Annotated in this window: 23 protein-coding genes, 4 pseudogenes and 1 riboswitch; of the genes and pseudogenes, 15 read left to right on the top strand and 12 right to left on the bottom strand. The window is 69.6% G+C overall.

Annotated features, from left to right (window positions below; translation table 11 throughout):
* The first annotated feature begins 215 nt into the window (after positions 1–215).
* Both ACNPQM_RS27525 and ACNPQM_RS27520 read left to right on the top strand, forming a co-directional pair.
* Positions 216–437, top strand: coding sequence for a helix-turn-helix transcriptional regulator (locus ACNPQM_RS27525; RefSeq protein ID WP_418086091.1), 222 nt, complete (start codon positions 216–218; stop codon positions 435–437).
* A 79-nt stretch (positions 438–516) separates the two neighbouring features.
* Positions 517–1,806, top strand: coding sequence for a tyrosine-type recombinase/integrase (locus tag ACNPQM_RS27520; RefSeq protein ID WP_418086090.1), 1,290 nt, complete (start codon positions 517–519; stop codon positions 1,804–1,806).
* Here the strand turns inward: ACNPQM_RS27520 and ACNPQM_RS27515 are convergent.
* Positions 1,803–2,147, bottom strand: a complete 345-nt coding sequence (locus tag ACNPQM_RS27515) for a hypothetical protein (protein WP_418086089.1) — start codon at positions 2,145–2,147, stop codon at positions 1,803–1,805. The genes ACNPQM_RS27520 and ACNPQM_RS27515 overlap by 4 nt on opposite strands.
* A 189-nt stretch (positions 2,148–2,336) precedes the next feature.
* On the opposite strand from ACNPQM_RS27515, the gene ACNPQM_RS27510 reads away from it, so the two are divergent.
* Positions 2,337–2,552 carry a hypothetical protein gene (locus tag ACNPQM_RS27510; protein ID WP_418086088.1) on the top strand — a complete coding sequence of 72 codons (216 nt, stop codon included), beginning with the start codon at positions 2,337–2,339 and terminating at the stop codon, positions 2,550–2,552.
* A gap of 37 nt (positions 2,553–2,589) precedes the next feature.
* Here the strand turns inward: ACNPQM_RS27510 and hisN are convergent, their stop codons facing one another.
* Positions 2,590–3,426, bottom strand: coding sequence for a histidinol-phosphatase (gene hisN, locus ACNPQM_RS27505; RefSeq protein WP_358859717.1), 837 nt, complete (start codon positions 3,424–3,426; stop codon positions 2,590–2,592).
* Positions 3,427–3,548: 122 nt separating this feature from the next.
* On the opposite strand from hisN, the gene ACNPQM_RS27500 reads away from it, so the two are divergent.
* Positions 3,549–4,157: a TetR/AcrR family transcriptional regulator gene (locus tag ACNPQM_RS27500; RefSeq protein ID WP_418086087.1), complete on the top strand. Its 609-nt coding sequence runs from the start codon at positions 3,549–3,551 to the stop codon at positions 4,155–4,157.
* A 93-nt stretch (positions 4,158–4,250) separates the two neighbouring features.
* Here the strand turns inward: ACNPQM_RS27500 and ACNPQM_RS27495 are convergent, their stop codons facing one another.
* The 4 genes from ACNPQM_RS27495 to ACNPQM_RS27480 form a co-directional block, all read right to left on the bottom strand.
* On the bottom strand, positions 4,251–4,574 hold the full coding sequence (locus ACNPQM_RS27495) for a DMT family transporter (RefSeq protein WP_037689010.1): 324 nt from the start codon (positions 4,572–4,574) through the stop codon (positions 4,251–4,253).
* Between the two features lie 90 nt (positions 4,575–4,664).
* Positions 4,665–5,681 (bottom strand): ribosome small subunit-dependent GTPase A, encoded by a 1,017-nt coding sequence (gene rsgA / locus ACNPQM_RS27490; RefSeq protein ID WP_418086086.1) that lies wholly within the window; start codon positions 5,679–5,681, stop codon positions 4,665–4,667.
* Positions 5,682–5,684: 3 nt separating this feature from the next.
* Positions 5,685–7,001 carry a 3-phosphoshikimate 1-carboxyvinyltransferase gene (gene aroA / locus ACNPQM_RS27485; RefSeq protein ID WP_418086085.1) on the bottom strand — a complete coding sequence of 439 codons (1,317 nt, stop codon included), beginning with the start codon at positions 6,999–7,001 and terminating at the stop codon, positions 5,685–5,687.
* Between the two features lie 104 nt (positions 7,002–7,105).
* Positions 7,106–7,819, bottom strand: a complete 714-nt coding sequence (locus ACNPQM_RS27480) for a M50 family metallopeptidase (protein ID WP_358859721.1) — start codon at positions 7,817–7,819, stop codon at positions 7,106–7,108.
* A gap of 52 nt (positions 7,820–7,871) precedes the next feature.
* Here ACNPQM_RS27480 and ACNPQM_RS27475 point away from each other — a divergent pair, with 52 nt between their 5' ends.
* The 9 genes from ACNPQM_RS27475 (at position 7,872) to ACNPQM_RS27435 (ending at position 16,500) form a co-directional block, all read left to right on the top strand.
* Positions 7,872–8,687, top strand: a complete 816-nt coding sequence (locus ACNPQM_RS27475; RefSeq protein ID WP_358859722.1) for an SOS response-associated peptidase — start codon at positions 7,872–7,874, stop codon at positions 8,685–8,687.
* Between the two features lie 18 nt (positions 8,688–8,705).
* Positions 8,706–9,356: an alpha/beta family hydrolase gene (locus tag ACNPQM_RS27470; RefSeq protein WP_418086084.1), complete on the top strand. Its 651-nt coding sequence runs from the start codon at positions 8,706–8,708 to the stop codon at positions 9,354–9,356.
* 344 nt (positions 9,357–9,700) lie between these two features.
* Complete coding sequence (locus tag ACNPQM_RS27465; RefSeq protein WP_266990480.1) at positions 9,701–10,357, top strand: sigma-70 family RNA polymerase sigma factor; 657 nt, start codon at positions 9,701–9,703, stop codon at positions 10,355–10,357.
* Positions 10,354–10,665 (top strand): mycothiol system anti-sigma-R factor, encoded by a 312-nt coding sequence (rsrA, locus tag ACNPQM_RS27460; RefSeq protein ID WP_358859724.1) that lies wholly within the window; start codon positions 10,354–10,356, stop codon positions 10,663–10,665. The genes ACNPQM_RS27465 and rsrA overlap by 4 nt, the downstream gene beginning before the upstream one ends.
* Positions 10,666–10,865: 200 nt before the next feature.
* The gene (locus ACNPQM_RS27455) at positions 10,866–12,308 is read left to right on the top strand and encodes an HD-GYP domain-containing protein (protein WP_418086083.1); all 1,443 of its coding nucleotides are present in this window, start codon (positions 10,866–10,868) and stop codon (positions 12,306–12,308) included.
* Positions 12,305–13,576, top strand: a complete 1,272-nt coding sequence (locus ACNPQM_RS27450) for an HD-GYP domain-containing protein (RefSeq protein WP_418086082.1) — start codon at positions 12,305–12,307, stop codon at positions 13,574–13,576. Before ACNPQM_RS27455 ends, ACNPQM_RS27450 begins: the two co-directional genes overlap by 4 nt.
* A 92-nt stretch (positions 13,577–13,668) precedes the next feature.
* Entirely contained in the window at positions 13,669–14,661 is a 993-nt protein-coding gene (locus ACNPQM_RS27445) for a tetratricopeptide repeat protein (protein WP_358859727.1), read from the top strand.
* 124 nt (positions 14,662–14,785) lie between these two features.
* On the top strand, positions 14,786–15,424 hold the full coding sequence (gene def / locus ACNPQM_RS27440) for a peptide deformylase (protein WP_358859728.1): 639 nt from the start codon (positions 14,786–14,788) through the stop codon (positions 15,422–15,424).
* A 338-nt stretch (positions 15,425–15,762) separates the two neighbouring features.
* Positions 15,763–16,500 (top strand): D-Ala-D-Ala carboxypeptidase family metallohydrolase, encoded by a 738-nt coding sequence (locus ACNPQM_RS27435; protein ID WP_358859729.1) that lies wholly within the window; start codon positions 15,763–15,765, stop codon positions 16,498–16,500.
* A 134-nt stretch (positions 16,501–16,634) separates the two neighbouring features.
* Here the strand turns inward: ACNPQM_RS27435 and ACNPQM_RS27430 are convergent, their stop codons facing one another.
* From ACNPQM_RS27430 to tnpA, 5 genes and pseudogenes are all read right to left on the bottom strand, one after another.
* A complete protein-coding gene (locus tag ACNPQM_RS27430) occupies positions 16,635–18,545 on the bottom strand; it encodes a family 20 glycosylhydrolase (RefSeq protein WP_418086095.1) in 1,911 nt (636 codons plus the stop codon).
* Positions 18,546–18,643: 98 nt separating this feature from the next.
* Positions 18,644–19,016 (bottom strand): annotated as a pseudogene (locus tag ACNPQM_RS27425) (helix-turn-helix domain-containing protein); the annotation flags it as partial.
* Positions 19,017–19,302: 286 nt separating this feature from the next.
* Positions 19,303–20,316 (bottom strand): ribonucleotide-diphosphate reductase subunit beta, encoded by a 1,014-nt coding sequence (locus tag ACNPQM_RS27420; protein ID WP_358859732.1) that lies wholly within the window; start codon positions 20,314–20,316, stop codon positions 19,303–19,305.
* Positions 20,316–22,706: a ribonucleoside-diphosphate reductase subunit alpha gene (locus ACNPQM_RS27415; RefSeq protein WP_358859733.1), complete on the bottom strand. Its 2,391-nt coding sequence runs from the start codon at positions 22,704–22,706 to the stop codon at positions 20,316–20,318. The genes ACNPQM_RS27420 and ACNPQM_RS27415 overlap by 1 nt, the downstream gene beginning before the upstream one ends.
* 143 nt (positions 22,707–22,849) lie before the next feature.
* Positions 22,850–22,982, bottom strand: a riboswitch (cobalamin riboswitch).
* Between the two features lie 139 nt (positions 22,983–23,121).
* Positions 23,122–23,511 (bottom strand): annotated as a pseudogene (gene tnpA / locus ACNPQM_RS27410) (IS200/IS605 family transposase).
* 74 nt (positions 23,512–23,585) lie between these two features.
* Here tnpA and ACNPQM_RS27405 point away from each other — a divergent pair.
* Positions 23,586–24,803 (top strand): RNA-guided endonuclease InsQ/TnpB family protein, encoded by a 1,218-nt coding sequence (locus ACNPQM_RS27405; RefSeq protein ID WP_418086081.1) that lies wholly within the window; start codon positions 23,586–23,588, stop codon positions 24,801–24,803.
* A 15-nt stretch (positions 24,804–24,818) separates the two neighbouring features.
* On the opposite strand, the pseudogene ACNPQM_RS27400 reads toward ACNPQM_RS27405, so the two are convergent.
* Positions 24,819–25,067: pseudogene (locus tag ACNPQM_RS27400) on the bottom strand (GNAT family N-acetyltransferase); the annotation flags it as partial.
* Positions 25,068–25,069: 2 nt separating this feature from the next.
* On the opposite strand from ACNPQM_RS27400, the pseudogene ACNPQM_RS27395 reads away from it, so the two are divergent.
* A pseudogene (locus ACNPQM_RS27395) lies at positions 25,070–25,156 on the top strand (N-acyl homoserine lactonase family protein); the annotation flags it as partial.
* Positions 25,157–25,227 lie beyond the last annotated feature (71 nt).

Raw genomic sequence — 25,227 nt, 5'->3', positions numbered from 1 at the left:
CCCAACAACATCAACAACGTCCGCCTGAAACTCAAGAGGCTGGCCAAGCGCGGAATCCTGACCGAAACCGAGCAGGGCTTGTTCACCCAGCCGCGACCATAGCCACCCAGCGAGCCGCGACCAGTCCGCCTGAAACACCGAAACGGACATCAGCTCACGTACCGCCCTCTGACAGGAAGGGCCCTGGCCCCAATCTCGCCGTCAAGGAGAAGTCAATGGCAACCGCCATCACAGCGACGCTCCGCGCTGGACTCCCCGATCGCTGTCTGACGCCGGAAGACATTGCCGCACTGTTCTCCGTCCCACTGGAGACTGTCTACGCCTGGCGCAAGAAGCGCACCGGCCCGCCGGGATTCCGCATCGGTAAGCACCTGCGCTACGACCCCGGCGCCGTCCGCGCCTGGGCCGACAGTCTCATTGAGACGGACGCGGCCTAACCGACAGACCATCACACCAGCAGGGGTACGACCCACACGGGTCGTACCCCTGCCCCATGCCACCCGGGAGAAGCCACCCATGGCAGGCCACATCCAAGACCGCTGGTACAAGACCGAGACCGACATCGACGGCAAGACCGTCCGGGTGAAGAGCGACCGCCACGGCACGGGCATGCGCTACCGCGCCCGGTACGTCGGCCCCGACGGAACCGAGAAATCCAAGAGCTTCTCCGACGGACAGAAGCGCCTCGCCGAGAAGTGGCTGTCCGGGATCGAGGCCGACATGACGCGTGGGCAGTACATCGATCCACGCGCCGGCCGCGTCACCGTGCGGCAGCACGCCGAACGGTGGCTGGCCTCACTCACCATGGATCCTGGCACCTTCGTGAGCACCGAGGTGCGCATTCGACTGCACGTCCTACCGCATCTGGGTACCCGCTCGCTCGACTCGCTGCGGCCGATCCACGTCCGTGAGTGGCTGCGGAAGCTCCAGGACGGGGGGCTGGCTCCCTCCTATCAGCGCGTCATCTTCGCGAACCTCAACGCGATGATGGCGGCGGCTGTCGACGACCGTCTGATCCCGCACAACCCGTGCCGTTCGTCGTCCGTGAAGGCGCCCAAGCCCGAACCTCGCCGGATCGTGCCGTGGCAGCCTGAACGCGTACTCGCGGTGCGCTCAGCACTGCCAGAGCGCTACCGGGCCATGGTGGACCTGGCCGGCGGGTGCGGCATGCGACAGGGCGAAGTGCTGGGCCTCGCGGTTGACGACGTCGACTTCGCCGCGGGCGTGGTTCAGGTTGTCCGACAGGTCAAGCTCATTGCCGGACGGCAGGTGTTCGCGCTGCCCAAGGGCGGCAAGACGCGCACCGTCCCGTTGCCTGACAGCGTCGCGCGGTCGCTTGAGCATCACATCGCGCAGCAGCCTCCGACGGGTGTGTCTCTGCCGTGGCGGTCGGTCGACGGCTCTCCGGTCACCGCATCCGTGCTTTTCCGCAACGTCGAGGGACGCGCGGTGAACCGTGTGGTCTTCAACCGGGTTGCCTGGCGTCCCGCTCTCGACACGGTCGGGGTGCCGCGCGGGCGGGAGAACGGCATGCACGCGCTGAGACACTTTTACGCGTCGGTGCTGCTGGACGCGGGGGAGAGCATCAAGGTCCTGTCGGAGTACCTGGGACACCACGATCCCGGCTTCACGCTGCGGACGCACACCCACTTGATGCCGAGCAGCGAGAAGCGCACGCGGGAGGCCGTCAGCCGCGCGTTCGGGGACGGCCTGGCAAAGACTGCCGCACCGCCATTCCAGCCCGCTACACTCTCCACGCCCAAGCCGTTGACCAGCGCTAATGAAGAAGTCCGGCTGGAGTACTAGGGCTTGTGGTCCGGCACTGACTCGGGCAGTCCTGCGTACCAGCCCTGGACGGCCAGCCAGAATCCGGCCAGCACCATGGCGACGAGCGCGACGCGGCCTGCGTACCCGGCAACGGGCGGCCCGGCTATCCATCGCCGGGGCAGCAACCACGCTGACAAAGTGGCTACCACTCCGATGAGAACGGTCAGCGGAAGCTCCGCGTACAGCACGCTCCAGTCCGGCCCTGCTTCGAATCCGGCGCGCGCCCGGAGCTCGGCATCCGCGGCCCATCCCAGCAGCCCGACGAATCCACCGGCCAGGGCCACCCCGGTACCACTCAGTGCTTCAACGCGTTCTCTCATGATTACTGGAGACGCTGGCTACTTCGTGAAAGTTCCGGAGAACCGCACTGGGGAAGCGCTCATCGCTTCGGGGCATTCATGTCACCGGAGGTTCATGGCAGGCAACTACGACGAAGTGGGGATGACGCGCGTCGCAGCAGACCAGCCCGCGGGGAACGGTACATCGATCCGCGCGCCGGCCGTGTCACCGTGAGGCAGCACGCCGAACGGTGGCTGGCCTCGCTCACCATGGATCCTGGCACCTTCGTGAGCACCGAGGTGCGCATTCGACTGCACGTCCTACCGCATCTGGGTACCAGCTCGATCGACTCGCTGCGGCCGATCCACGTCCGTGAGTGGCTGCCGAAGCTCCAGGACGGGGGCCCGAAGAGCGATGACGGCCCCACGACGGCCCAGGGGGTGTGAGTGAAGGGAAAATATGCAGGTCAAGCCGCAAGCTGCGTCAGTAGCGCTGGTTGAGATAACCCAGCAGCTCGTGGTGGAGCAGGCCGTTCGAGGCTGCCGCGTTCCCGCCGCCCGGACCGGAGATTCCGTCCAGGCTGGTGAACAGGCCCCCCGCCTCCTGGACGATGATCGCGTTCGCGGCCATGTCCCAGAGCGAGAGCTCCGGCTCCGCGCAGATGTCGACGGAACCCTCGGCGACCATCATGTACGGCCAGAAGTCGCCGTACCCACGCGTACGCCAGCAGGCGCGCGTGAGGTCCATGAAGCCGTCGAGCCGGCCCTGCTCCTCCCAGCCGGTCATCGAGGCGTAGGCGAACGAGGCGTCCGCGATCCGCTCGACCTTCGAGACGTGCAGCCGGGTCGCGGAGGTGAGGCTGCGGCCGGAGTACGCCCCCGCGCCCTTCGCCGCCCACCAGCGGCGGCCCAGCGCGGGCGCGGACACGACACCGACCACCGGCTGGAACCCTCCCCCACTCTCGGCTCCGCTCGAGCGGGAGGTGCCCCCTCCGCCCGCCTCCATCAGTGAGATCAGGGTCGCCCAGACCGGGACACCGCGGACGTAGTTCTTGGTGCCGTCGATCGGATCGATGACCCAGCGGCGCGGACCGGTGCCCTCGATCCCGTACTCCTCGCCGAGGATCGCATCGCGCGGACGTGCCCGATGGAGGTGGCCGCGGATCAGTTCCTCGGCGGCCTTGTCGGCCTCGCTCACCGGCGTCATGTCCGGCTTGGTCTCGACCTTGAGGTCCAGAGCCTTGAACCGGTCCATCGTCGCCGCGTCGGCGGCGTCCGCCAGCACGTGGGCGAGGCGCAGATCATCGTGGTAATCGGGCATGCCGTCACAGTATCGACCGCAGGTGAACAGGGCCACACGGCCCCGGAGGCTGCTCGAGGTCTTGACAGTGCCCAGTGGCGCGTCAACTCTGAACCGCAGAGTCCCTGGCGTGGGAGGCGACGATGCCGACAGCGCGCGAAGCATTGCTGGACGCCGCCCTCTCGGCGCTCACCACCCGGCCCTGGCCGACTGTGCGGATGGCCGATGTCGCCTCCGCCGCCGGAGTCTCCCGGCAGACCCTCTACAACGAGTTCGGCAGCAAGGACGGCCTGGCCCGGGCCATGGTCCGGCGCGCTGCCGACGGCTATCTCGCAGGTGTCGAACGGGCGCTGGGATCGCCCGGCGGCACAGGGGACAGACTGGCCGCGACCGCCGCCTGGACGGTGCGGGCGGCCCGTACGAACGCCCTGGTCAGGGCGTTGCTCACGGGGTGCTGGAGCGAGCGATTACCCCGTCCCGTGCGCCTGGCGGCGCCGGCCGGTTCGCCCGTACCGGCGCAGCGGCGGGCCGATGCCGGACCGCCGACGCCCGTCGAACTGCTCGGTCTGGTGTGCGACCGTGCGGTGGCCGCGCTGGACGAGGGGCGCCTGCCGCGTGACTCGGCGGCACTGGCCACGACCTGCGAGGTCGCGATGCGGCTCGCGCTCTCGTACGCGGTCGCCGCGTCTGTCCTCCCCACGGACGCGGCGCCGCTGGTGCGCGAGGCGGTGGAGCGGTGGCCCGCGGCGTGACGGGCGGGCCACCGGTGCCCCGGAGCGCGAGCACCGCGGGCGCGAGGTGCTGCCGGCCGTGCAAGCCGCCGGGCACAGTGCCGCTTGTCACCGTCAGTGGGACGAGCCCGACAGCTGGAGTCCGATCACACCCAGGATCACCAGCGAGATCGACACCAGTTTGAGGGTGGAGACCACATCGTCCAGGAAGACCATGCCGTAGATCGCGGTGCCCGCCGCACCGATGCCTGTCCAGACGGCGTAGGCGGGTCCCACGTCGAGCTTCTTCAAGGAGAGCGTCAGCAGACCGAAGCTGCCGAGCGCGAAGACGGCGAACGCGATGGTCGGCCAGAGCCGGGTGAAGCCGTGGGACAGCTTCAAACAGACGGCGAAGCCGGTCTCCAGAAGTCCTGCGACCACGACCAGCAGCCACGCCATCGTCAGTGCCCTTCCACGTCGGTGACTGCGCCGTCCCGCTGAGCGCGATTATGCACTTACCGTCAGCGGCAGGTCGCAAACTTACCCGGATCAGTCGCCTTCGCGGCGCTCCCGGGTGGCCAGCAGCCGGTGCAGGGAGTCCAGCCGTGCCGGGTCGGCGTGCCCGGCGGCGACCCAGGCGCCCAGCGCGCATTCCGGTTGGGTGGCGTCATGGGTGCAACCGCGGGGACATTCCTCGGTGCCCGGCTCCAGGTCGGGGAACGCGTGGATGACCCGCGAGGGGTCGATGTGGTTCAGCCCGAAGGAGCGCACCCCGGGGGTGTCGACCACCCAGCCGCGCCCGTCGGGCAGCGGCAGCGCGAGCGCCGAGGTGGTGGTGTGACGGCCGCGGCCCGTGACCGCGTTGACGACCCCCGTGGTACGCCGCCGGTCCTTCGGTACGAGGGCGTTGACGAGGGTGGTCTTCCCGACGCCGGAATGCCCGACAAAGGCGGTCACCCGGTCGTTCAGCAGCTCGCGCACCCGGTCCGCCGCGTCGCCGTTCTCCAGCTCCTCGCGGCTGGTGACGATGTACGGGACCCCCAGGGGGGTGTACGCCTCCAGGAGCTTGTCCGGCGATGCGAGGTCGGACTTGGTCAGGACAAGGAGCGGGGAGAGTCCGCCGTCGTACGCCGCCACCAGACAGCGGTCGATCATCCGCGGGCGGGGTTCCGGATCCGCCAGCGCGGTGACGATCGCCAGCTGGTCGGCGTTGGCGACGACCACCCGCTCGTACGGATCGTCGTCGTCCGCCGTCCGGCGCAGCACCGAGCGGCGCTCACCGATCCGGACGATGCGCGCGAGGGTGTCCTTGTCGCCGGACAGATCGCCGACGATCGAGACGGTGTCGCCGACCACCGCGGCCTTCCGGCCCAGCTCCCGGGCCTTCATGGCCATGACCGTACGGCCGTCGACGAGACACGTCAGGCGGCCGCGGTCTACGGTGAGGACCATGCCTTCCTCGGCGTCCTCGTGCTTCGGGCGGGTATGTGTACGAGGCCGGTTGCCCTTCGGGTTGGGGCGGAACCGGATGTCGTCCTCGTCGGGGTTCTTGCCGTAGCGACGCATGATTCAGGCCCCGAGCATTCGGGTCCACATCTGCGGGAAATCCGGCAGGGTCTTGGCGGTTGTCGCCACGTTCTCGATCTCCACTCCGGGGACGGCAAGGCCGATGATCGACCCGGCGGTTGCCATCCGGTGGTCGTCGTACGTATGGAAGGTACCGCCGTGCAGCGGGCGCGGCTCGATGTGCAGCCCGTCGGCGGTCTCTGTGACGTTCCCGCCGAGCTCGTTGATCTCCTTGGTGAGCGCGGCCAGCCGGTCCGTCTCGTGCAGCCGCAGATGTGCGACACCGCTCAGTGTGGAGGGGGAGTCGGCGAGGGCCGCGACCGCAGCGATGCCGGGGGTAAGTTCGCCGACCTCGCCGAGGTCCACGTCGATGCCGTGGATACGCCCCGATCCGGTGAACGTCAGACCGCGTTCGGTCAGCTCACAGCTGCCGCCCATTGCGGTGAAGATCTCGCGCAGCGTGTCACCCGGCTGGGTGGTGTGCTCCGGCCAGTCCGGGATCGTCACCCGGCCACCGGTGACCAGCGCCGCCGCGAGGAAGGGCTGGGCGTTGGAGAGATCCGGCTCGACGGTCAGGTCGCGGCCGAGGAGCGCCGACGGGGACACCCGCCAGACATTCGGCTCGCCGCCCGTTTCGGGCTCGTCGACCTGGGCGCCGACGGCCCGCAGCATGTCGACCGTCATCCGGATGTGCGGCATCGAAGGCAGCCGGGAACCGGTGTGGCGTACCTCCACGCCCTGGTTGAAACGCGGTGCCGAGAGCAGCAGCGCCGAGACGAACTGGGACGACGAGGAGGCGTCGATCGCCACCGGGCCGCCGTCCAGTGCCCCGGCGCCGTGCACGGTCATCGGCAGCGAACCGCGCCCGCCGTCGTCGATCCGGGCGCCGAGCAGCCGCAGCGCGTCGATCACGCCGGTCAGCGGCCGCTCGTACGCACGCGGGTCGCCGTCGAAGCGGATCGGACCGTCGGCGAGGGCGGCGACCGGAGGCAGGAAACGCATCACCGTTCCGGCGTTGCCGACGTCGACCGTGGTGGGGCCGTGCAGCCCGGCCGGAATGACCCGCCAGGCCTCGCCGGAGCCTTCCGGGCCGACGCCCTCCTCGATGCCGACGCCCATCGCACGCAGCGCCTGCGCCATCAGCAGGGTGTCGCGGGAGCGGAGCGGGCGGCGCAGCCAGCCCGGCTCGGCGGCGAGGGCGGCCAGGACCAGCGCCCGGTTGGTGACCGATTTCGATCCGGGCACGGTGACGGTCGCGTCGACGGCCCCGGTCGCATGGGGGGCGGGCCAGAGGGCGGGGTGCACGGAACTCTCGGTCATGGCCTTCACTTTAGTGGCTCGCCGCAATCCCAGATCTGGATCAAACAGGCCGAAACCGGGGCGTAAGAGAAGCATGATAGGCGCTGCCGCGGGCTGTCGTCCCCTCACCTGCCGAGCAACCAGCGGCCGCCGCCGATCAGCGAGCAGATCGACACCGCATGGAAAAAGCCCAGCCACAGCATGGCCGGCACATCCGTGAGCCGGGACAACTGGTCCGCATCCGAGTCCGGCGCCCCGCCGCGCCGGCGCTTCGACTGCAGCTCGAACGCCGGACGCACACCCCCGAGGAGCAGGAACCAGACCACGGTGTACCCGAACAGCGACTGCACCGCGGGTGAAGCCAGCCAGGACACCAGCAGGAATGCCGTACCGGTGAAGATCACCGTGAGCGCCCCGTACAGATTGCGGATCATCACCAGCATCACGGTGAGCAGGGCGGTCGACACCCACAGCAGCAGCGTGATCCGGCCGTCGGCGAGCAGCCAGGCGCCGCCGAGTCCCAGCAGCGGCGGCGCGGTGTAGCCAGCTGCCGCAGTGACGATCATGCCTATGCCGGTGGGCCTGCCGCGGCTGACGGTCAGCCCGCTGGTGTCCGAGTGCAGCCGGATGCCTTCCAGCCTGCGCCCGCTGACCGTGGCGATCAGCCCGTGCCCGCCCTCGTGGGCGATGGTGATCGCGTTGCGCGAGAGGCGCCACAGGACGTTCGGTACGACGGCGATGAGCGCGACCGTGGCCGTCACGACCACCAGCCACTGCTCGGGTGCGGGCTGGGTACCGAAGACGCGATCCCACAGATTGCCCAGTTCGGTGCTGTCCATGTGCGGGCGGCTCCTTGCGGTCGTGACGGTGGGTCGTGGCAGTCTGGCACTTATGTGCGGACGGTATGCAGCGAGTCGGCGGCCCGAGGATCTGACCGGACTCTTCGGCGTCGAGAAATGGGAACCGGCGGAGGCGCTGGAGCCCGACTACAACGTGGCGCCGACCAAAGAGGTCTACGCCGTACTGGAACGTCCCGTGAAAGACGCGGATGATCAACGCCCGGTTCGCCAGTTGCGCGCGCTGAAGTGGGGACTCGTCCCCTCGTGGGCCAAGTCGCCCGAGGGCGGAGCCCGGATGATCAACGCCCGGGCGGAGACCGTCCACGAGAAGCCGTCCTTCCGCCGCCCCTTCGTCTCGCGCCGCTGCATCCTGCCTGCTGACGGCTACTACGAGTGGGTCACCGGCGCCGACGAGCGGCAGCTGGAGGAGAAGGGGAAGAAGAAGCGGCCGCGGAAGCAGCCGTACTTCGTGACGCCCGCCGACGGATCGGTCTTCGCGATGGCCGGACTGTACGAGTTCTGGCGTGACCGGACGCTGCCGGACGATCACCCGCAGGCCTGGTGGGTGACCTGCTCCGTGATCACCACCGAGGCGGAGACCACCCCGCTCGCCGTCGCCCCCGCCGAGGGCCCGGGCACGCTTGCCGACATCCATCCCCGGATGCCGCTGATGCTGACCCCGGACCGCTGGGACGACTGGCTGGACCCCTCGCGCACCGACATCGGGGAGCTGCGGGCACTGCTGGCACCGCCGCCCGGCGGACTGATGCGGGCGTACCCGGTGGCCACGGCGGTCAGCAACGTCCGCAACAACGGGCCCGAGCTCCTGGAGGAACTGACCGCGCCGGAGGTCGGCACGCTCTTCTGACCGGGCAGGATGGGCGCTGTGAGTCGTAGAGAGACAGCCCCGACGGCTGAGACGGTCGACACCGCCACCGGGCCCGCCCGGATCACCTGGCTGCCCGCACGCAGACCCCGCTTGGTGCTCGCCCTCAGCCACGGCGCCGGCGGCGGCATCGAGGCCCGCGACCTTCAGGCACTGGCCGCCGTGCTGCCCGCACACGGCGTGACCGTCGCCCTGGTGGAGCAACCCTGGCGGGTCGCCGGGAAGAAGCTCGCGCCCGCCCCGAAGACCCTGGACACCGGCTGGCGCGGTCTGTGGCCCGCTCTCACCGCACCCGGGCTGCCCGTCGTCGCCGGCGGACGCAGCGCAGGCGCGCGGGTGGCCTGCCGCACGGCGGCCGGGCTCGGCGCGCACGCCGTCCTCGCGCTCAGCTTCCCGCTGCACCCGCCCGGCAGACCGGAGAAGTCCCGCAAGGACGAACTGCTCGGCGCGGGCGTGCCCACGCTCGTCGTACAGGGCGGCCACGACCCGTTCGGGCGGCCGGCCGAATTCCCTCCGGGGGAGTACGAGATCGCCGAGGTGCCGTACGGGGACCACGGCTTCGCCGTTCCGAAGAAGTCCGGACTGACCGAGGACCGGGCGATGGAACTCCTCACCGCCGCCGTGACGGAATGGCTGGACCGGCTCCCGTAACCAAAGGACCGACTCTCGTCACTGAGGCCCGCACATTGCCAGGTGGATCGGGTCACACCCGCTGACGACCCGGCGCACCCCGGGAATGTTGTGTCGGAGACCACTGTTGTTGGGGACATCGGTACATCAACGTCGTACGTGGAGAGGGAGTCCGTCGCATGGGTTCGACCATCTGCCCGCGCCGCTCGAACGCCGCTGACCTGGAGTGGACGGTGCTGCACGCGGCGAAGACCACACCCGGGCGGGCACGGAGCGGATCGGAACGACAGCCCGCGTCGAAGCAAGGTCGACTATTCTCCGATTCGAGCGGGTCCGGTCTCGGAACCGCCACAGCGTTGGAGGAGGTGGGTCCGGTCACCGGTACCGACACAGGGACCGACGACGGCCGCGCGGAGGAGACGACCGCGGAGCGTAATGCGCGCTTCGAGCGGGACGCCCTCGGTTTCCTCGACCAGATGTACTCGGCCGCGTTGCGCATGACGCGCAATCCCGCAGACGCCGAGGACCTGGTTCAGGAGACGTATGCGAAGGCGTACGGCTCCTTCCACCAGTTCCGCGAGGGGACGAACCTCAAGGCGTGGATGTACCGCATCCTCACCAATACGTTCATCAACTCGTACCGCAAGAAGCAGCGCGAACCCCAGCGCAGTGCCGCCGAGGAGATCGAGGACTGGCAGCTGGCGCGCGCCGAGTCGCACATGTCCACAGGTCTGCGCTCCGCCGAGTCGCAGGCGCTCGATCACCTGCCGGACTCGGACGTGAAGTCCGCGCTGCAGGCGATCCCCGAAGAGTTCCGTATCGCGGTATATCTCGCCGATGTAGAGGGCTTTGCCTACAAGGAGATCGCGGACATCATGGGGACTCCCATCGGTACGGTGATGTCCCGACTGCACCGGGGCCGCCGCCAACTGCGCGGCATGCTGGAGGACTACGCCCGTGAACGCGGGCTCGTCCCGGCCGGTGCCGGAGAGTCGGACGATCGGAAAGGCTCGGGCTCATGAGCTGCGGAGAGCCGCACGAGACAGACTGCTCAGAGGTCCTCGATCATCTCTACGAGTTTCTCGACCATGAGATGCCCGACAGCGACTGCAGCAAGTTTGAGGTGCACTTCGAGGAGTGCTCCCCGTGCCTGGAGAAGTACGGGCTGGAGCAGGCGGTGAAGAAGCTGGTCAAGCGCTGCTGCGGTCACGATGACGTGCCGGCCGACCTGCGCTCCAAGGTGATGGGCCGGATCGATCTGATCCGCTCCGGGGAGGCCGTACCGGACCAGGACGTGGTGGCCGAGCTGCCGAGCGCCGCCACGGAGTGACCGGCGACCACTCCTGAACATGGGGCCTTTGCCGCGCGATGAGGGCGTGCCGCGACCGTCGCGGCACGTCCTCACCCGTACCACCGCCAACGCATGCACATCACCCGAACGTGCCAATCGGACTCAACCATGCTCGACCAAGTGCCCAACTCGCTAGCGTGGCGCCTCCATTGACCTAGTTGGGGGGGCGGGCAGGGCGGGTGAGAGGCACCGGGGCTGCGGCGCGCGCGGTCATTCTGGCCGCCGCGGTCGGCGCTGTCCTCTGTGTGCGGCCAGCGCTGCCGCCCGGCGGGACGGGGGTGCCCTGGGGAACCGTCGGCCTGCTCACCGGGCTCTATCTGGCCTGTGAACTGTCCGGACGCCGACCGTTCTTCGGCAGCTCCGTGCCGATCAGTGCCGGATCGTTCTTCCCGCTGCTGCTCGCGGCGGCGTTCCTGCTGCCGCCCGCCGCCGCGGCGCTGGTCCCGATCCCCGGCTCACTCGTCGGCCGGGTGGAGAACGCGCCCGTCGCGGCCCGCCGCGTCTGGCGCACGGCCCAGCTGGTGATCACTGTCCGGGCGGCGTCGACCGTCCACGGCCTGCTCGGCGGCGGCGCCACGCTCGGCGGGCCCGGCCCCGGCCTGCTGCCCGACTTCCCGTACGCCGTCCTGCCCGCCTGTGTCGCCGCGCTGGCCTTCAGCCTCGTCCTGAGCGCCCTGGACGGCTCGATCCTGGCCGCGGCCGAACGACTGCCCGTCCGGCGCGCCTGGAGCGGGCTGCTGCCGAACTCGCTCGGACCGCACCTGGTGCACGGGCTCGCCGGACTGATGATGGCTCTGCTGTGGCGCAGCTCGTACGGGCCGCTGTCGGCGCTCTTCGTTCTGCTGCCGATGTACATCTCCTGCTGGGTCTTCTCCCAGTACCACCGCCAGCAGGCGGCACACCGCGCCACCATCCGGGCGCTGGTGCAGGCGGTCGACATCAAGGACACCTACACCCGGGGGCACAGCGAGCGCGTCGGGCAGGCCTCCGTGCTGATCGCCAGGGAGCTGGGCATGGCGGAGGACCGGCTCGAGGTGCTCCGGTTCGCCGGGATCCTGCACGACGTCGGCAAGCTCGGCGTGCCGACCCGGGTGCTGCGCAAGGACGGGCCGCTCACCCCGGAGGAACGGCGCGTGATCGAGCTGCATCCGGAGTACGGCCACGAGATCGTCCGGGGCATCGGCTTCCTGGGCGAGGCGCGGGCGGCGATCCTGCACCATCACGAGCGGCTCGACGGCAGCGGCTACCCCTACGGGCTGAGCGGGCGGGAGATTCCCGAGTTCGCCCGGGTCGTCGCGGTGGCCGACGCCTTCGACGCGATGACGTCGACGCGGTCGTACCGCAGGGGACGGCCGGTGCCGGTGGCGGTGGAGGAGCTGAAGCGCTGTGCGGGGACGCAGTTCGATCCGCAGATGGTGCGGGCGCTGGCGCGGGCGGTGGAGCGGTGCGGATGGGCCGCGGAGACGGTGGCGGTGACGGCGGACGAGGCAGTCCCGTCGCCGGGTGCGGGTGCGGGTGCGGGTGCGGGCGCCGGGTTCGTCCCGCAGGCGTCTCGTCATCCGCCGCCGGACGGGCTTGGTGGTGCCGACGGGCTCGACGCTGCCGCGGAACATCCCCGGTGACCGGCGCCGTCGCTGCCGTCCGTGGCGGTGCCGTTGCGCTTGCCCTCGGGGGGCTGGCCCACACTCTCTGGCACGGAGTTCATGAACCCGGGCATGCCCTTGCCTTCGGGGTGCTCATCACCGTCGGCGAGCTCGCCCGCTGGGGTGCGCTGCCCGGGGAGCGGGAGCCGGCGCCGCTCGGGGCCGCCGGCGCGCTCGCGTACGCCCTGCTCGGCCGCAGTGGCGGGCAACCCACCACCCACGGGGTCCTCCAGGTCATCGCCGTCCTCGTCGCCGCGCAGCTTGTCGCCGCCGTGCCCCACGTGGCGCGCGGCAGCGGGCCCACCGCCGATCAGCTCGCCCGGCGGATCGTCACCGTCTCGTTCGCCGCCGTGTGCTTCCAGCCGCTCTACAACTCCGGCCGGACCGCCGACTGGTTCGGCGACGGTCCGTTCTTCGCGCTCTTCCTCCTCGTCCTGCTCGGGCTCACCGCCCTGTGCGACGCCGTGCTCGGCGCCCTGCTGCTGCGCTCCGGCACCTTCCCCCACGGCTTCAGGAGCAGGGGCGGCACCTCCATCCTGTACGGGCCGCTGCTCCGCGACGAGCTGCGCGCCCTCCTCGGCATCGGCTCGGCGGTCTGTGCGACCGGTGCGGTGATGGCTCTCGGGGTCGCCGTCGCCGGGCTGTGGGCGCTGCCCGTGCTCTGCATACCGCTGCTGCTTACCCAGGTGTCGTACCGCAGGTTCGTCGCCGTGCGCACCACCTACCGGCAGACCATCGCCTCGCTCGCCCGGTCCACCGAGATCGCCGGCTACACCCCCCACGGGCATGCCCGCAGGGTGGCGGTCCTCTGTACGGCCGTCGGCCGGGAGCTGGGGCTCTCCGGGGCCGAGCTCGCCGTGCTCGAGTACGCCGCACTGATGCACGACATCGGTCAGCTCTCCCTCGTCGACCCCGTGCCCGACGGGGCGACCGCCCCGCTGCCTGCGGCGGAGCAGCGCCGGATCGCGCTGCTGGGCGGGGCCGTGGTCCGGCAGACCGGCGTGGACTCCGAGATCGCCGTCGTGGTGGAGCGGCAGGCCGACCCGTACCGCGAGCAGCCGCTGCCCGCCCGGATCGTCCGCGCTGTCAACGCATACGACGACCTGTGCGGGGAAGGTCTCAGCGGCCCGCTCGGTGCTCTGGAACGGCTCCGGCTCGGCACCGCCCACGACTACCAGCCGGAGGTGGTCGAATCGCTTGCCAGGGTCCTGGCCCGGGGCGGTCTGACCCCCGTCCCACCTGGGTAACCCATGGGTAATGAGCGGGCGTCCTGCCAGGCATGGTTGGATGCGAAGGAGAGCGCAAGAACGAGGGTGTCCAGTCGGGACAGGCGGGAATCGTGAGGATCTTCGGGAAGGTACGGCATCGGCCCTCCGCCTCTTGGCGGCAGGCCACGGACCGCGCGTTCACGCTGATCGGCGACGGCCGGTACGAGGACGCGGGCGCGCTGCTGACACGGGCGGCGGACCTGGAACCCTGGCTCTCCGAGTCATGGTTCAACCTGGCGCTGCTGCACAAATTCCGGCATGACTGGGAGCAGGCGAGAGCGGCCGGGCTGCGCGCCGTCGCGCTCCTCGACAAGGAGTCCGGCGCCCCCGACTGGTGGAACGTCGGGATCGCCGCCACCGCGCTGCAGGACTGGCCCCTGGCCCGCCGCGCCTGGCAGGCGTACGGCCTGAAGGTGCCGGGCACCGGCCAGCACACCGCAGCGGCCAACAGCGAGCCGGTCGGTATGGAGCTGGGCAGCGCGGCCGTGCGGCTGTCGCCCGAGGGCGAGGCCGAGGTCGTCTGGGGCCGCAGGCTGGATCCGGCCCGGATGGAAGTGCTGTCGATTCCGCTGCCCTCCTCCGGGCGGCGCTGGGGCGAGGTGGTCCTGCACGACGGCGTGCCGCACGGCGAGCGGGTCACCGCAGCCGGCCCCTCGTACCCCGTGTTCGACGAGATCGAGCTCTGGGCTCCGTCACCCGTACCCACCTGGGTGGTGCTCCTCGAAGCTGCCACGGAGGCGGACCGGGACGCCTTGGAGCAGCTGGCGTCCGATGCCGGATTCGCCGCCGAGGACTGGTCGTCCTCCGTGCGGCTGCTCTGCCGGGCCTGCTCCGAGAGCCGGATGGAGAGCGACGAGGGTGACGGCGAGCATCTCGACCCGCACGACCACAGCGAGCCCGGCCATCCGGGACCGCTCGGCCACCGCACCGCCGGAGGGCTGTGGGTGCCGGAGCGCGAGTGCGGGATAGCGGCACCGGCCGGGCTGGTGCGGGGACTGCTGGACGGCTGGGTGGCGGACAGCCCGGACAGCCGTGAGTGGCGGGATCTCGAAGAAGTCTGCTGAGCCGTGCGTCCGCGGCCCGGCCGGAACGGCCTCCCCCACGATCGGGAGCCCGCTCCCCGCCGCGGGGGAGGCCGTTACGCTGTACGGGCATCGATTCGGGTTTTGAGGAAGGCGTACGGCGGACATGGCGCAGCAGGAGACGGACGAGCAGATCAGCGTCGACGACGAAGGCTTCGTCGTGGACACCGAGGACTGTGAGGCGCGCGAGGCGGCGTACCGCGAGCGCGGGACCTCCCGTCCGATCACGGTCGTGGGCAACCCGGTGCTGCACAAGGAGTGCAAGGACGTCACCGAGTTCGGTGACGAGCTGGGCCGGCTGATCGACGACATGTTCGCCAGCCAGCGGACGGCGGAGGGCGTGGGCCTGGCCGCCAACCAGATCGGCGTGGACCTCAAGGTCTTCGTCTACGACTGCCAGGACGACGACGGTGTACGGCATGTGGGCGCCGTCTGCAACCCGGTGCTCGAAGAGCTGCCGCCGGAGGAGCGCATCCTCGACGACTCCAACGAGGGCTGTCTCTCCGTCCCGACCGCGTACGCCTCGCTGGCCCGCCCGGACTACGCGGTGGTGCGCGGCCAGGACGCCAAGGGCAACCCGGTCAAGATCCGCGGCAACGGCTATTTCGCGCGCTGCCTCCAGCACGAGACGGACCATCTGTACGGCTACCTGTACATCGACCGGCTCTCGAAGCGGGACCGCAAGGACGCGCTGCGGCAGATGGCCGAGAACACGCCGCGCTACGAGATCGTGCCGAACGACTAGGGCGTGTTTCGAAAGTAGCGTCGTCCGCCCGTAGGGCGGGTCGGGCGGCGTCTGGTGCGTGCGGTCGCAAGGCGGAGGGTCGCCCCGATACCGGTCGTATCGGGGCGGCCCGACAATGCGGCGAGCGTGCGTGCCAGGCGCCGCCCGGCAGGCGGGACTTTCGAAACACGCTCTAGAACCTTCGGCGGGCCCGGTCCCCCGGTGCGGGGCCGGGCCCGTCTGCGTTGCTCCGCACTCCCGTTGATCCTCAACTTCCCTTTTTCCATGCCTGGTTGACGCGCGTCGACCGTTCCGACAGGCTCTGCCTCCATACCTTCGTCGTGGTAGGGAGCCCCCCCATGCTCAGACGTACCGCAAGACTCCTGCTCGGCCTTGTCATGACCATGGCCTTCGCCTGGGGCGGGGCCGTGATCACCTCCGGCACCGCACAGGCCGACGGCTGCTACACCTGGACCCGCACCCTGTCTCCGGGTGCCACCGGCAACGACGTCGTCCAGCTCCAGATCCGGGTTGCCGGATACCCCGGCTACAACTCCGTACTCGCCATCGACGGCTCGTACGGTCCCGCCACCACCGCCGCCGTCACACGCTTCCAGGCCGCCTACGGCCTGGCCGCGGACGGCATCGCCGGCCCGGCCACCCAGGCCAAGCTCTACGCACTCCAGGACGACGACTGCACGCCCATCCACTTCACATACGCCGAACACAACACCTGCAACAGCACCTGGGCAGGTGGTGCCGTCGCTGCGGGCACGGCCAAGGCGAACGCCCTCAGCACGATGTGGAAGCTGGAGGCGCTGCGGCACGCCCTCGGTGACCAGTCCATCCGGGTCACCAGCGGCTTCCGCTCCACAGCCTGCAACAGTGCGGTCGGCGGCGCCTCGAACAGCCGCCATCTGTACGGGGACGCGGCCGACCTCGGAGCCGGGCCGCACGCCCTGTGCACCCTGGCCAAGGAAGCCCGTAACCACGGCTTCAACGGGATCCTCGGCCCGGGGTACCCGGACCACGGCGACCACGTCCACGTGAACCAGGGCCCCAGCCATTACTGGTCGGCGCCCAACTGCGGTATCTGACCGCACACATGGAAGGGCCCCGCGCACCGGCGATCAGGTGATCCGGCGGGCGGGGCCCCGTTCTGTGCGGCGTCAGGCGGATTACACCGTCGGCCGGGGCGCCTCGGGCGGGTTGCGCCCTCGGAAGGGTCCGGTCAGGCGGCGCCCGCCATCAGCCGGGTCGCGCCCGTCGTCTGGACTGCGACGCCGTCCGAAGCCCGCTCGGTCAGGTGCAGCTGCGAGATCGCGTTGCGCAGCGTCAGCGCACCCGCCCCGGTGTCCAGCTGCCAGCGTTGCGTGCGTGCCGTCGCCGAGCAGTCCCCGAGCGACAGCTCCGCCCCCACCTCCAGCGGCGCGCCCAGATACTTCTTGCCGCGCACCGCGTCCAGGCACTGACCGGTCTCCGTGGACCGCACCGTGTAGTACCCGTCGGCGGTCGCCGTCAGCGCCCAGGAAGCCGCGCTGTCCTTGACCAGAGACACACCCGCGTCCGCCCCGGGGGTGAGTGCCTTCGCGCCCGTGGTCAGCCGGTACGTACCGTCGGCGAGCGGCGTGCGGTCGGTGTTCTCCCAGCCCGGTGCGTGACCGATCCTCCGGGCGAGCGCCTCGAAACCGGCGTACGTCGGGCTCGGCTTCGGGCCGCCCCAGGTCGCCTGTGCCACGAATCGCAGCGGCATGAAGGTCTTCGCCTCGACCTCGTTCTCCGTCTCGGCCGCCGCGCTGTCCGGCCACAGGCTGATCTTCGCGCCGGTGAGGTTGGCCGCCCCCTGGGGCAGCGTCTGACCCTCGAAACGCAACGGCGTCCAGTCGCTCTCGTACAGCTTCTGCGTCTGCATCGTGAAGCCGCCGCGCACCAGGTAGAGCGAGTAGGCGGAGTTCATGACCGGCCGGCCCTCGGCCAGCAGCGAGGACGGCTGCTGGATGGAACCGCCGCCCAGCCAGTGCTCGACGGTGATGTCACGGTCCAGCGGGACGACGGTCTTCCTGCCGGCGAGCCCGTCGTTCCAGATCCGGAGCGACCTGCCGTCCGCCTTCACATGCGCGTTGACCTGGTTGATGAAATCGGTGAAGAGATCGTCGGGAGTGGCCGACGCACCGAACTTCGCGGTCGCCGCGGCCTGCAGTTGGGGGTAGTTCGGATAGGAGGAGCCGATCATGTACTCGTCGGCGCCCATGTGCCAGTAGCGGCTGTCCCAGACCTTCAGCGCCTCGTCGACCATCGAGGTGTAGTACGCCAGTGCCTCGGGCCGGGAGATGTCGAGCCGGGGCGGGGAGGCGACGCCGTTGCGGTCCTTGAGCTGGAGCTCCGGGTGCTTCTCCAGATAGGTGTCCATGTGACCGGGGGAGTTGATCTCCGGCACGAGCTCGATGTGATACTTCCTGGCCATGGCGACCAGCGTGCGGACCTGCGCCTTGGTGTAGTAGCCCCAGAACGCGGACGCGGGATCGGTGTCGCTTTTGACCTTGGCCTCGATCCACAGCTGGTTGAGCTTCTGCGATGCCATGTCCTTCATCAGCCGCTCGAACCACTGCGTCGAGACGTTGATGTAGCAGGCGCAGACTCCGACTCCGCGCTCGCGGTATGCGGGCACATCGGTCGCCGAACCGCGCGCGGCGCGGCCGTCGTCGTTCAGCAGCTGGAGGACGGTCCGGCTCCCGTAGAACACGCCGGTGGAGGTCGCCGCAGTGACAGTGAGCCGGTCGCCCACATCGAGACGGTAGCCCTCCGTGCCCAACTCATCCTTCAGTGCAGGGTCCTGACGTAGCACGATGTCACCGGGGCGGGCGGCGCGGCTTCGCGACACCGGTGCCCTGCCGTTCAGTTCGCCCGCGAAACGCCCCGCGTCCGCGGTGGTACGGCTGTCCCTCACCCCGTCCAGCACGATCCTGGTCCGATCGGTGAGCGTGAACTCGCCCTGGTCTCCCTGCCAGTGACGGAGGGTGGGCAGCACCTCGGGCGGGGCCGCAGTGGAGCTGTCCTCGGCCGAGGCGCTCTGCCACGGCAGCAGCGCGGCGGCCAGCGCCGCCACCACGGCTCCGGTGGTCCTTCGTCTTGCCATCCGCATGTTCATGCGCCCGACCTTCGGGGGGAGAGAGGCCTGCGGTCCATGGACTGACGCGGAGAATGGTTGGACGAATGATCGGAGGTCAGGCCCGAAAAGAATCAGGCGACTTCGGAGGCGGCGGTCGGGCCACGGAAGGTGTGGCGGTAGGCATTCGGAGTGTTTCCCAGGGACTTGACGAACTGATGGCGCAGCGCCGCATTTCCGAAACCGGTACGTCCGGCGATCGTGTCCATTGTTTCATCGGAGGTCTCCAGGAGGTGCTGTGCCAGCAGGACCCGTTGGCGCAGCAACCAGCGGTACGGGGTGGTGCCCGTCTCCTGCTGGAAGCGGCGCCGAACTCCCGGCGGCGGTGCCCGCCGACGTGATGATCTGTCCCTCGTCCACATACAGCACGCCCGGCTCGACGACGGCCCGCGGGAAACGGCGCGCCAGTGCGGCCGTGTTGCGCCAGTGGGTGGTGCAGCGCCGCCCCGCATCGACCGTCGGCTGCGCGAGGCGGAACGGGATCGACGGGCCGCACCGCCGGAAACCGCGGACGCCGCACAGCCGGGGAAGGCTGTGCGGCGTACGGACCTCCGGATCGGGGTGCGAGCCTAGTGCCCCTCCCGGCAAGCTTTGCCCCGTCGCGCCGCCCAGCACGCCCGCTCGCCGCGTTGGCCATAAGCCCTGGTAGCTCTGCTACAAGGACTTCCGGCCGCCTTGCGACCGCACGCACTGGACGACGCTCCTCACGGGGCAAACATTGCCGGTCACGGCACTAGAAGTCGTCGTCGAAGGCGACCGAGCCCTCCACCGCCACCTGGTACGCGGACGGCCGGCGCTCGAAGAAGTTCGTGAGCTCCTGGACACCCTGCAGCTCCATGAACGAGAACGGGTTCTCGGAGCCGTACACGGCCGGGAAGCCGAGCCGGGTGAGCCGCTGGTCGGCGACGCACTGCAGGTACTCGCGCATCGACTCGGTGTTCATGCCCGGCAGACCGTCGCCGCACAGGTCGCGGCCGAACTGCAGTTCCGCGTCGACGGCCTCCTTCAGCATGTCGGTGACCTGCTGCTGGAGGGCGTCGTCGAAGAGCTCGGGCTCCTCCTTGCGAACGGTGTCCACGACCTCGAACGCGAAGTTCATATGCATCGTTTCGTCACGGAAGACCCAGTTGGTTCCCGTGGCGAGGCCGTGCAGCAGACCGCGCGAGCGGAACCAGTAGACGTACGCGAACGCGCCGTAGAAGAAGAGCCCTTCGATGCACGCCGCGAAGCAGATCAGGTTCAGCAGGAAGCGACGGCGGTCGGCCTGCGTCTCCAGCCGCTCGATCTTCTCGACCGAGTCCATCCACTTGAAGCAGAACTGCGCCTTCTCGCGGATGGAGGGGATCTCCTCGACCGCGTCGAACGCGGCCGCACGGTCGTCAGGGTCGGGCAGATAGGTGTCGAGCAACGTCAGATAGAACTGGACGTGCACGGCCTCCTCGAAGAGCTGACGCGACAGGTACAGCCGCGCTTCCGGGGAGTTGATGTGCTTGTACAGGGTCAGCACGAGGTTGTTGGAGACGATCGAGTCACCGGTCGCGAAGAACGCGACGAGCCGGCCGATCATGTGCTGCTCGGCGGGTGTCAGCTTGGCGAGATCGGCGACGTCGGAGTGGAGGTCGACCTCCTCGACCGTCCAGGTGTTCTTGATCGCGTCGCGGTAGCGCTCGTAGAAGTCCGGGTAGCGCATGGGCCGCAGGGTCAGTTCGAAGCCCGGGTCGAGCAGGTTCTTGTCGGTCGAGCTCATTACTGGCAGGCCTCGCAGGACTCGGGGTTTTCGAGGGAGCAGGCGATCGCGTCCGCGTCGGGAGCCGAAGCCTGCTGTACGGGAAGGGCGGCCGCGGCCTGGCCGGATGCAGCCCGGGCGATCCGGGTGGCCGGGCGTGAGCGCAGGTAGTACGTCGTCTTCAGCCCCTGCTTCCAGGCGTACGCGTACATCGAGGAGAGCTTGCCGATCGTCGGCGTCTCCAGGAACAGGTTCAGCGACTGACTCTGGTCCAGGAACGGCGTACGCGCCGCCGCCATGTCGATCAGACCGCGCTGCGGGATCTCCCACGCCGTGCGGTAGAGCGCCCGTACGTCCTCCGGGATCCAGGCGAAGCCCTGTACCGAGCCGCTCGCCTCGCGCAGCGCCTCGCGGGTCCGCGCGTCCCACACGCCAAGCTGCTTCAGCTCGTTCACCAGATAGGCGTTGACCTGGAGGAACTCACCGCTGAGCGTTTCGCGCTTGAAGAGGTTGGAGACCTGCGGCTCGATGCACTCGTACACCCCGGCGATCGAGGCGATCGTGGCGGTCGGAGCGATGGCGAGCAGCAGCGAGTTGCGCATGCCGGTCTTCGCGATCCGGGCGCGCAGCGCGTCCCAGCGCTCCGGCCAGCTCAGCTCGGTGTCGTAGTGGTCGGGGTGCAGCACGCCGCGGGCGGCGCGTGTCTCGGACCAGGCGGGCAGCGGCCCGGACCGCTCGGCGAGGTCGCAGGACGCCTCGTACGCGGCGAGCATGATCCGCTCGGAGATCTTCGTGGAGAGCGCGCGGGCCTCGGGGGAGTCGAACGGCAGCCGCAGCCGGAAGAAGACGTCCTGGAGCCCCATCGCGCCCAGCCCCACCGGACGCCAGCGGGCGTTGGAGCGGCCGGCCTGCTCGGTCGGGTAGAAGTTGATGTCGACGACCCGGTCGAGGAACGTCACGGCGGTACGGACGGTGGAGTCCAGCCGCTCCCAGTCGATGCCGCCGTCGGCCACGAACGAACCGAGGTTGACCGAACCGAGGTTGCAGACGGCGGTCTCGCCGTCGTCGGTGACTTCGAGGATCTCGGTGCACAGGTTCGACGAGTGGACGACGCGGCCCGGCTCGGCGGTCTGGTTGGCCGTCCGGTTGGAGGCGTCCTTGAACGTCATCCAGCCCTGGCCGGTCTGGGCGAGCGTCCGCATCATCCGGCCGTACAGCTCACGCGCGGGCATCGACTTGCGGGCCAGGCCCTTGGCCTCGGCGGCCCGGTAGGCGGCGTCGAACTCGTCGCCCCACAGATCGACCAGCTCCGGCACGTCGGCGGGGGAGAACAGCGACCAGTCGCCGTCCGCGTCGACCCGGCGCATGAACTCGTCCGGGATCCAGTGCGCCAGGTTGAGGTTGTGCGTACGCCGCTGATCCTCGCCCGTGTTGTCGCGCAGCTCCAGGAATTCCTCGATGTCGGCGTGCCACGTCTCCAGGTAGACGGCGGCGGCACCCTTGCGGCGGCCGCCCTGGTTCACTGCGGCGACCGAAGCGTCGAGCGTCTTCAGGAACGGCACGATGCCGTTGGAGTGCCCGTTGGTGCCGCGGATCAGCGAACCGCGGGCGCGGATCCGGGAGTACGAGAGGCCGATGCCGCCCGCGTGCTTGGAGAGCCGCGCCACCTGGTGGTAGCGGTCGTAGATGGAGTCGAGCTCGTCCAGCGGTGAGTCCAGCAGATAGCAGGAGGACATCTGCGGGTGCCGGGTGCCGGAGTTGAAGAGTGTGGGGGAGGAGGGGAGGTAGTCGAGGCGGCTCATCAGACCGTACAGCGCGGCGACCTCGTCCAGTGCGCGCACCGACTCGTCCTCGGCGAGGCCGGCGGCGACACGCAGCATGAAGTGCTGCGGCGTCTCGATGACCTGGCGGGTGAGCGGGTGGCGCAGCAGATAGCGGCTGTGCAGTGTCCGCAGCCCGAAGTAGCCGAACCGGTCGTCGGCGCCGTCGGCGAGGGACTGCTCGACCAGCGCGTCGAGCCGGGCCGCGTGGAGCGCCACGAACGCGGCCGTACGGTCCGCGATCAGACCCTCGCGGTGGCCGACGGCGACCGAGGCGGAGAACGACAGCGCGCCCTGACCGGCTGCCTCGTCCGCGATGGTGCGGGTCAGGAGGCGGGCGGCGAGCCGGGAGTACGCGGGGTCCTCGGCGATCAGACCCGCGGCGGCCTCGGTGGCCAGCGTGCGCAACTCCGACTCGTCCGACGCGGCGTTGCGTCCGCGCAGCGCGGCGGCGGCGACGCGGCCGGGGTCGGTGTCGGGCAGATCGGCAGTGAGGTCGGTCAGGGTCCGCAGCAGTGCGGTCCCAGGTCCGTCGTTCGTGGTTCCCGCGGACTCGGCGACTGAAGCCGGATCGGCTGGCGCGATGGTCACGTGGTGCTCTCCCTCGCTCGGCTCGGGGCCGGCGGGTGAGCGGGGCAGCCACACGGAGGCATGCCCGAAGAAGGAGGGCAGCACTGCGTGCGGCGTCCACCGGCCCATCCGCGAGGCCCGGACGTCTGGGCGTCCGGATCGGTCGAGCCGGACGCGCTGTCGGCAGGTCCTCGGACTTTCAGGGTGCGCAAAAGGGACCCGAATATACCGTTGCGGGACAGTTCCGGATTCGCACCGGATTTCCCTGCAGCGACAGCGAGCATGAGCATACATGTGGGGGCCGCCCGATGAGGCGGCCCCCACATGTTGTGTCGTACGGGTTCAGCATGATCGTACAAGGAGCCCCGATGCTTGGGCCCGGGAGGAATTGTTTCCCGTGGCTCGTAGGTGCGGAGTGCTGGAACAGTTTCGAAGGTCAGGTGGGTCGTTTCTGTTGCTCGATGTACTCCTTGATGAGGGACAGGGGTGCCCCGCCGCAGGACGGGGCGAAGCGGGACGGTGACCAGACAGAAGTGCTGGCCCCACAGGTGCTTGTGGGTGGGGTCGGGCGAGTCCTGTCGGAGGTGGCGATTGGAGGCGTCCTTGAGGCAGCCGGCGAGTTCGGAGAGCGCGACTTTGGGCGGGTAGTGGACCAGGAGATGAACGTGCTTGGTCCTGTTTGCCGTTGAACTCGACCAGCGTGGTACCGAAGTCCGCTTACGTCCCCCCATGACCTGCGCGCAGCGCATCAGGATCTCGTCGGTGAACACGCCCCGCCATATGTGGGGATGAAGACCAAGTGGGCGTGCAGGGTGTGAATGATCATTCTTCCTCCGTGTATATCGGTGTGTAGTGCCTAATCTCAGGACGTGGGTCAATCTTGGGCGTTAGTCTGGCCGGGTGAAGCTGGTGGTGCAGGTCAAGCTCTTACCGACGTCCGTGCAGGCGGCGGCACTTGAGGCGACCCTGCGTGCCTGCAACGAGGCAGCCTCGTGGGCGAGTGAGGTTGCGTTCGAGAGGGCAACGTTCCGGAACTTCGCGCTGCGCGAGCACACCTACGCCGAGGTGAAGGAGCGGTGGGGGCTGGGAGCGCAGGCCGCCCAGCACGTGATCAAGAAGACCTGCGACGCGTACACCACGCTGCAGGCGAACCTGCGGGCGGGGAACCTCGGCAGGCCCGGCACGAAGCGCCACCGCCAGACCACCGGCAAGCCGGTCTCCTTCCGGTCTCATGCGGCCCAGCCCTATGACGACCGGATGCTGTCCTGGCAGATGGACACGCGCACCGTCTCGATCTGGACGACTGCCGGGCGGGTCAAGGGAGTCGCGTTCACCGGCAGTACGGAGCAGCTGGCCACCCTCGCCCGCTATCGCAAGGGTGAGTCGGATCTGGTGTGCCGGGACGGCTGCTGGTACCTGGTCGCGACCTGCGAGGTGCCCGAAGCGGAACTGAATACCGATCCGGTGGATTTCCTTGGGGTTGATCTGGGGATCGTGAACATCGCCACCACTTCGGACGGCCGCATCATGGCCGGACGGCAGTTAAACCGCATGCGGCTCCGCGACCGGAAGCTGCGCACCAAGCTGCAGAAGAAGAACACCAAGTCCGCCATGCGCCGCGCCGTACGGCGGCGCCGCAAGGACGCGCGGCGGGCCCGGGACATCAACCACAAGATCGCGAAACATATCGTGGCCGAGGCTGAACGCACCTCGCGCGGAATCGCCCTGGAAGACCTCACGGGCATCCGGGCGAGGGTACGGCTTCGCAAGCCCCAACGGGCCACGCTCCACACCGGGGCCTTCGCCCAGCTGGGAGAGTTCATCGTGTACAAGGCCCGCCGGGCAGGAGTGCCGGTGGTGTACGTCGACCCGGCGTACACCTCCCGCACCTGCGCCCAGTGCGGGCACATCGACAAGGCGAACCGGGTCTCCCAGGCCCGGTTCGTGTGCCGGTCGTGCGGATTCGTTGATCACGCCGACCGGAACGGCTCCCGCAACATCCGCGCCCGCGCGTGGACGTTGTGGCGACGCGGGGCCCCGTCAACGGCCCCTGCCGTCCCGCCTCCACGGCGGACGGCTGAACGCGGACAACGCATCACCGCCAGTGATGTCGCGTAACGCAAGCCCATCGCCTCAGCGACGGGTAGTTGACAGGCTCAGGCTGTACGTGAGCAGCGGGAGACCTGGAATGGGATCCCAGTCGCGCTCCGGAGTCCGTACGAAGCCCAGGCGGCGGTAGCCCCGGTGGGCCGCGAGCATGGCCGGCGTCGTCGACAGGACGAGCCGCGCGATGCCTTCCGTGCCGGGAGCCCGGTCGATACGGGCCTGTACGAGCGCCTCGCCGGCGCCAAGGCCGCGCGTCTCCCGTGCGACGGCGAGCATTGCTGGAGCGGCTCACCGACTTCGACCCCCGACGCGTGCTCTTCGCACACGACTGCTCGGTCTGGGAGCCGCCCCGTCGGAGCGGCTGAGAACATCCACCCCAGGCGATACCCGGTTACCCAGGACAGGACTGGACCCTTCGACAAGATTTTCAGCAGTC

Origin of the sequence: Streptomyces sp. NPDC056231, from assembly GCF_048270745.1 — a bacterium.
Classification (GTDB): Bacteria; Actinomycetota; Actinomycetes; order Streptomycetales; family Streptomycetaceae; genus Streptomyces.
This window is presented reverse-complemented; position numbering and strand designations above follow the sequence as displayed.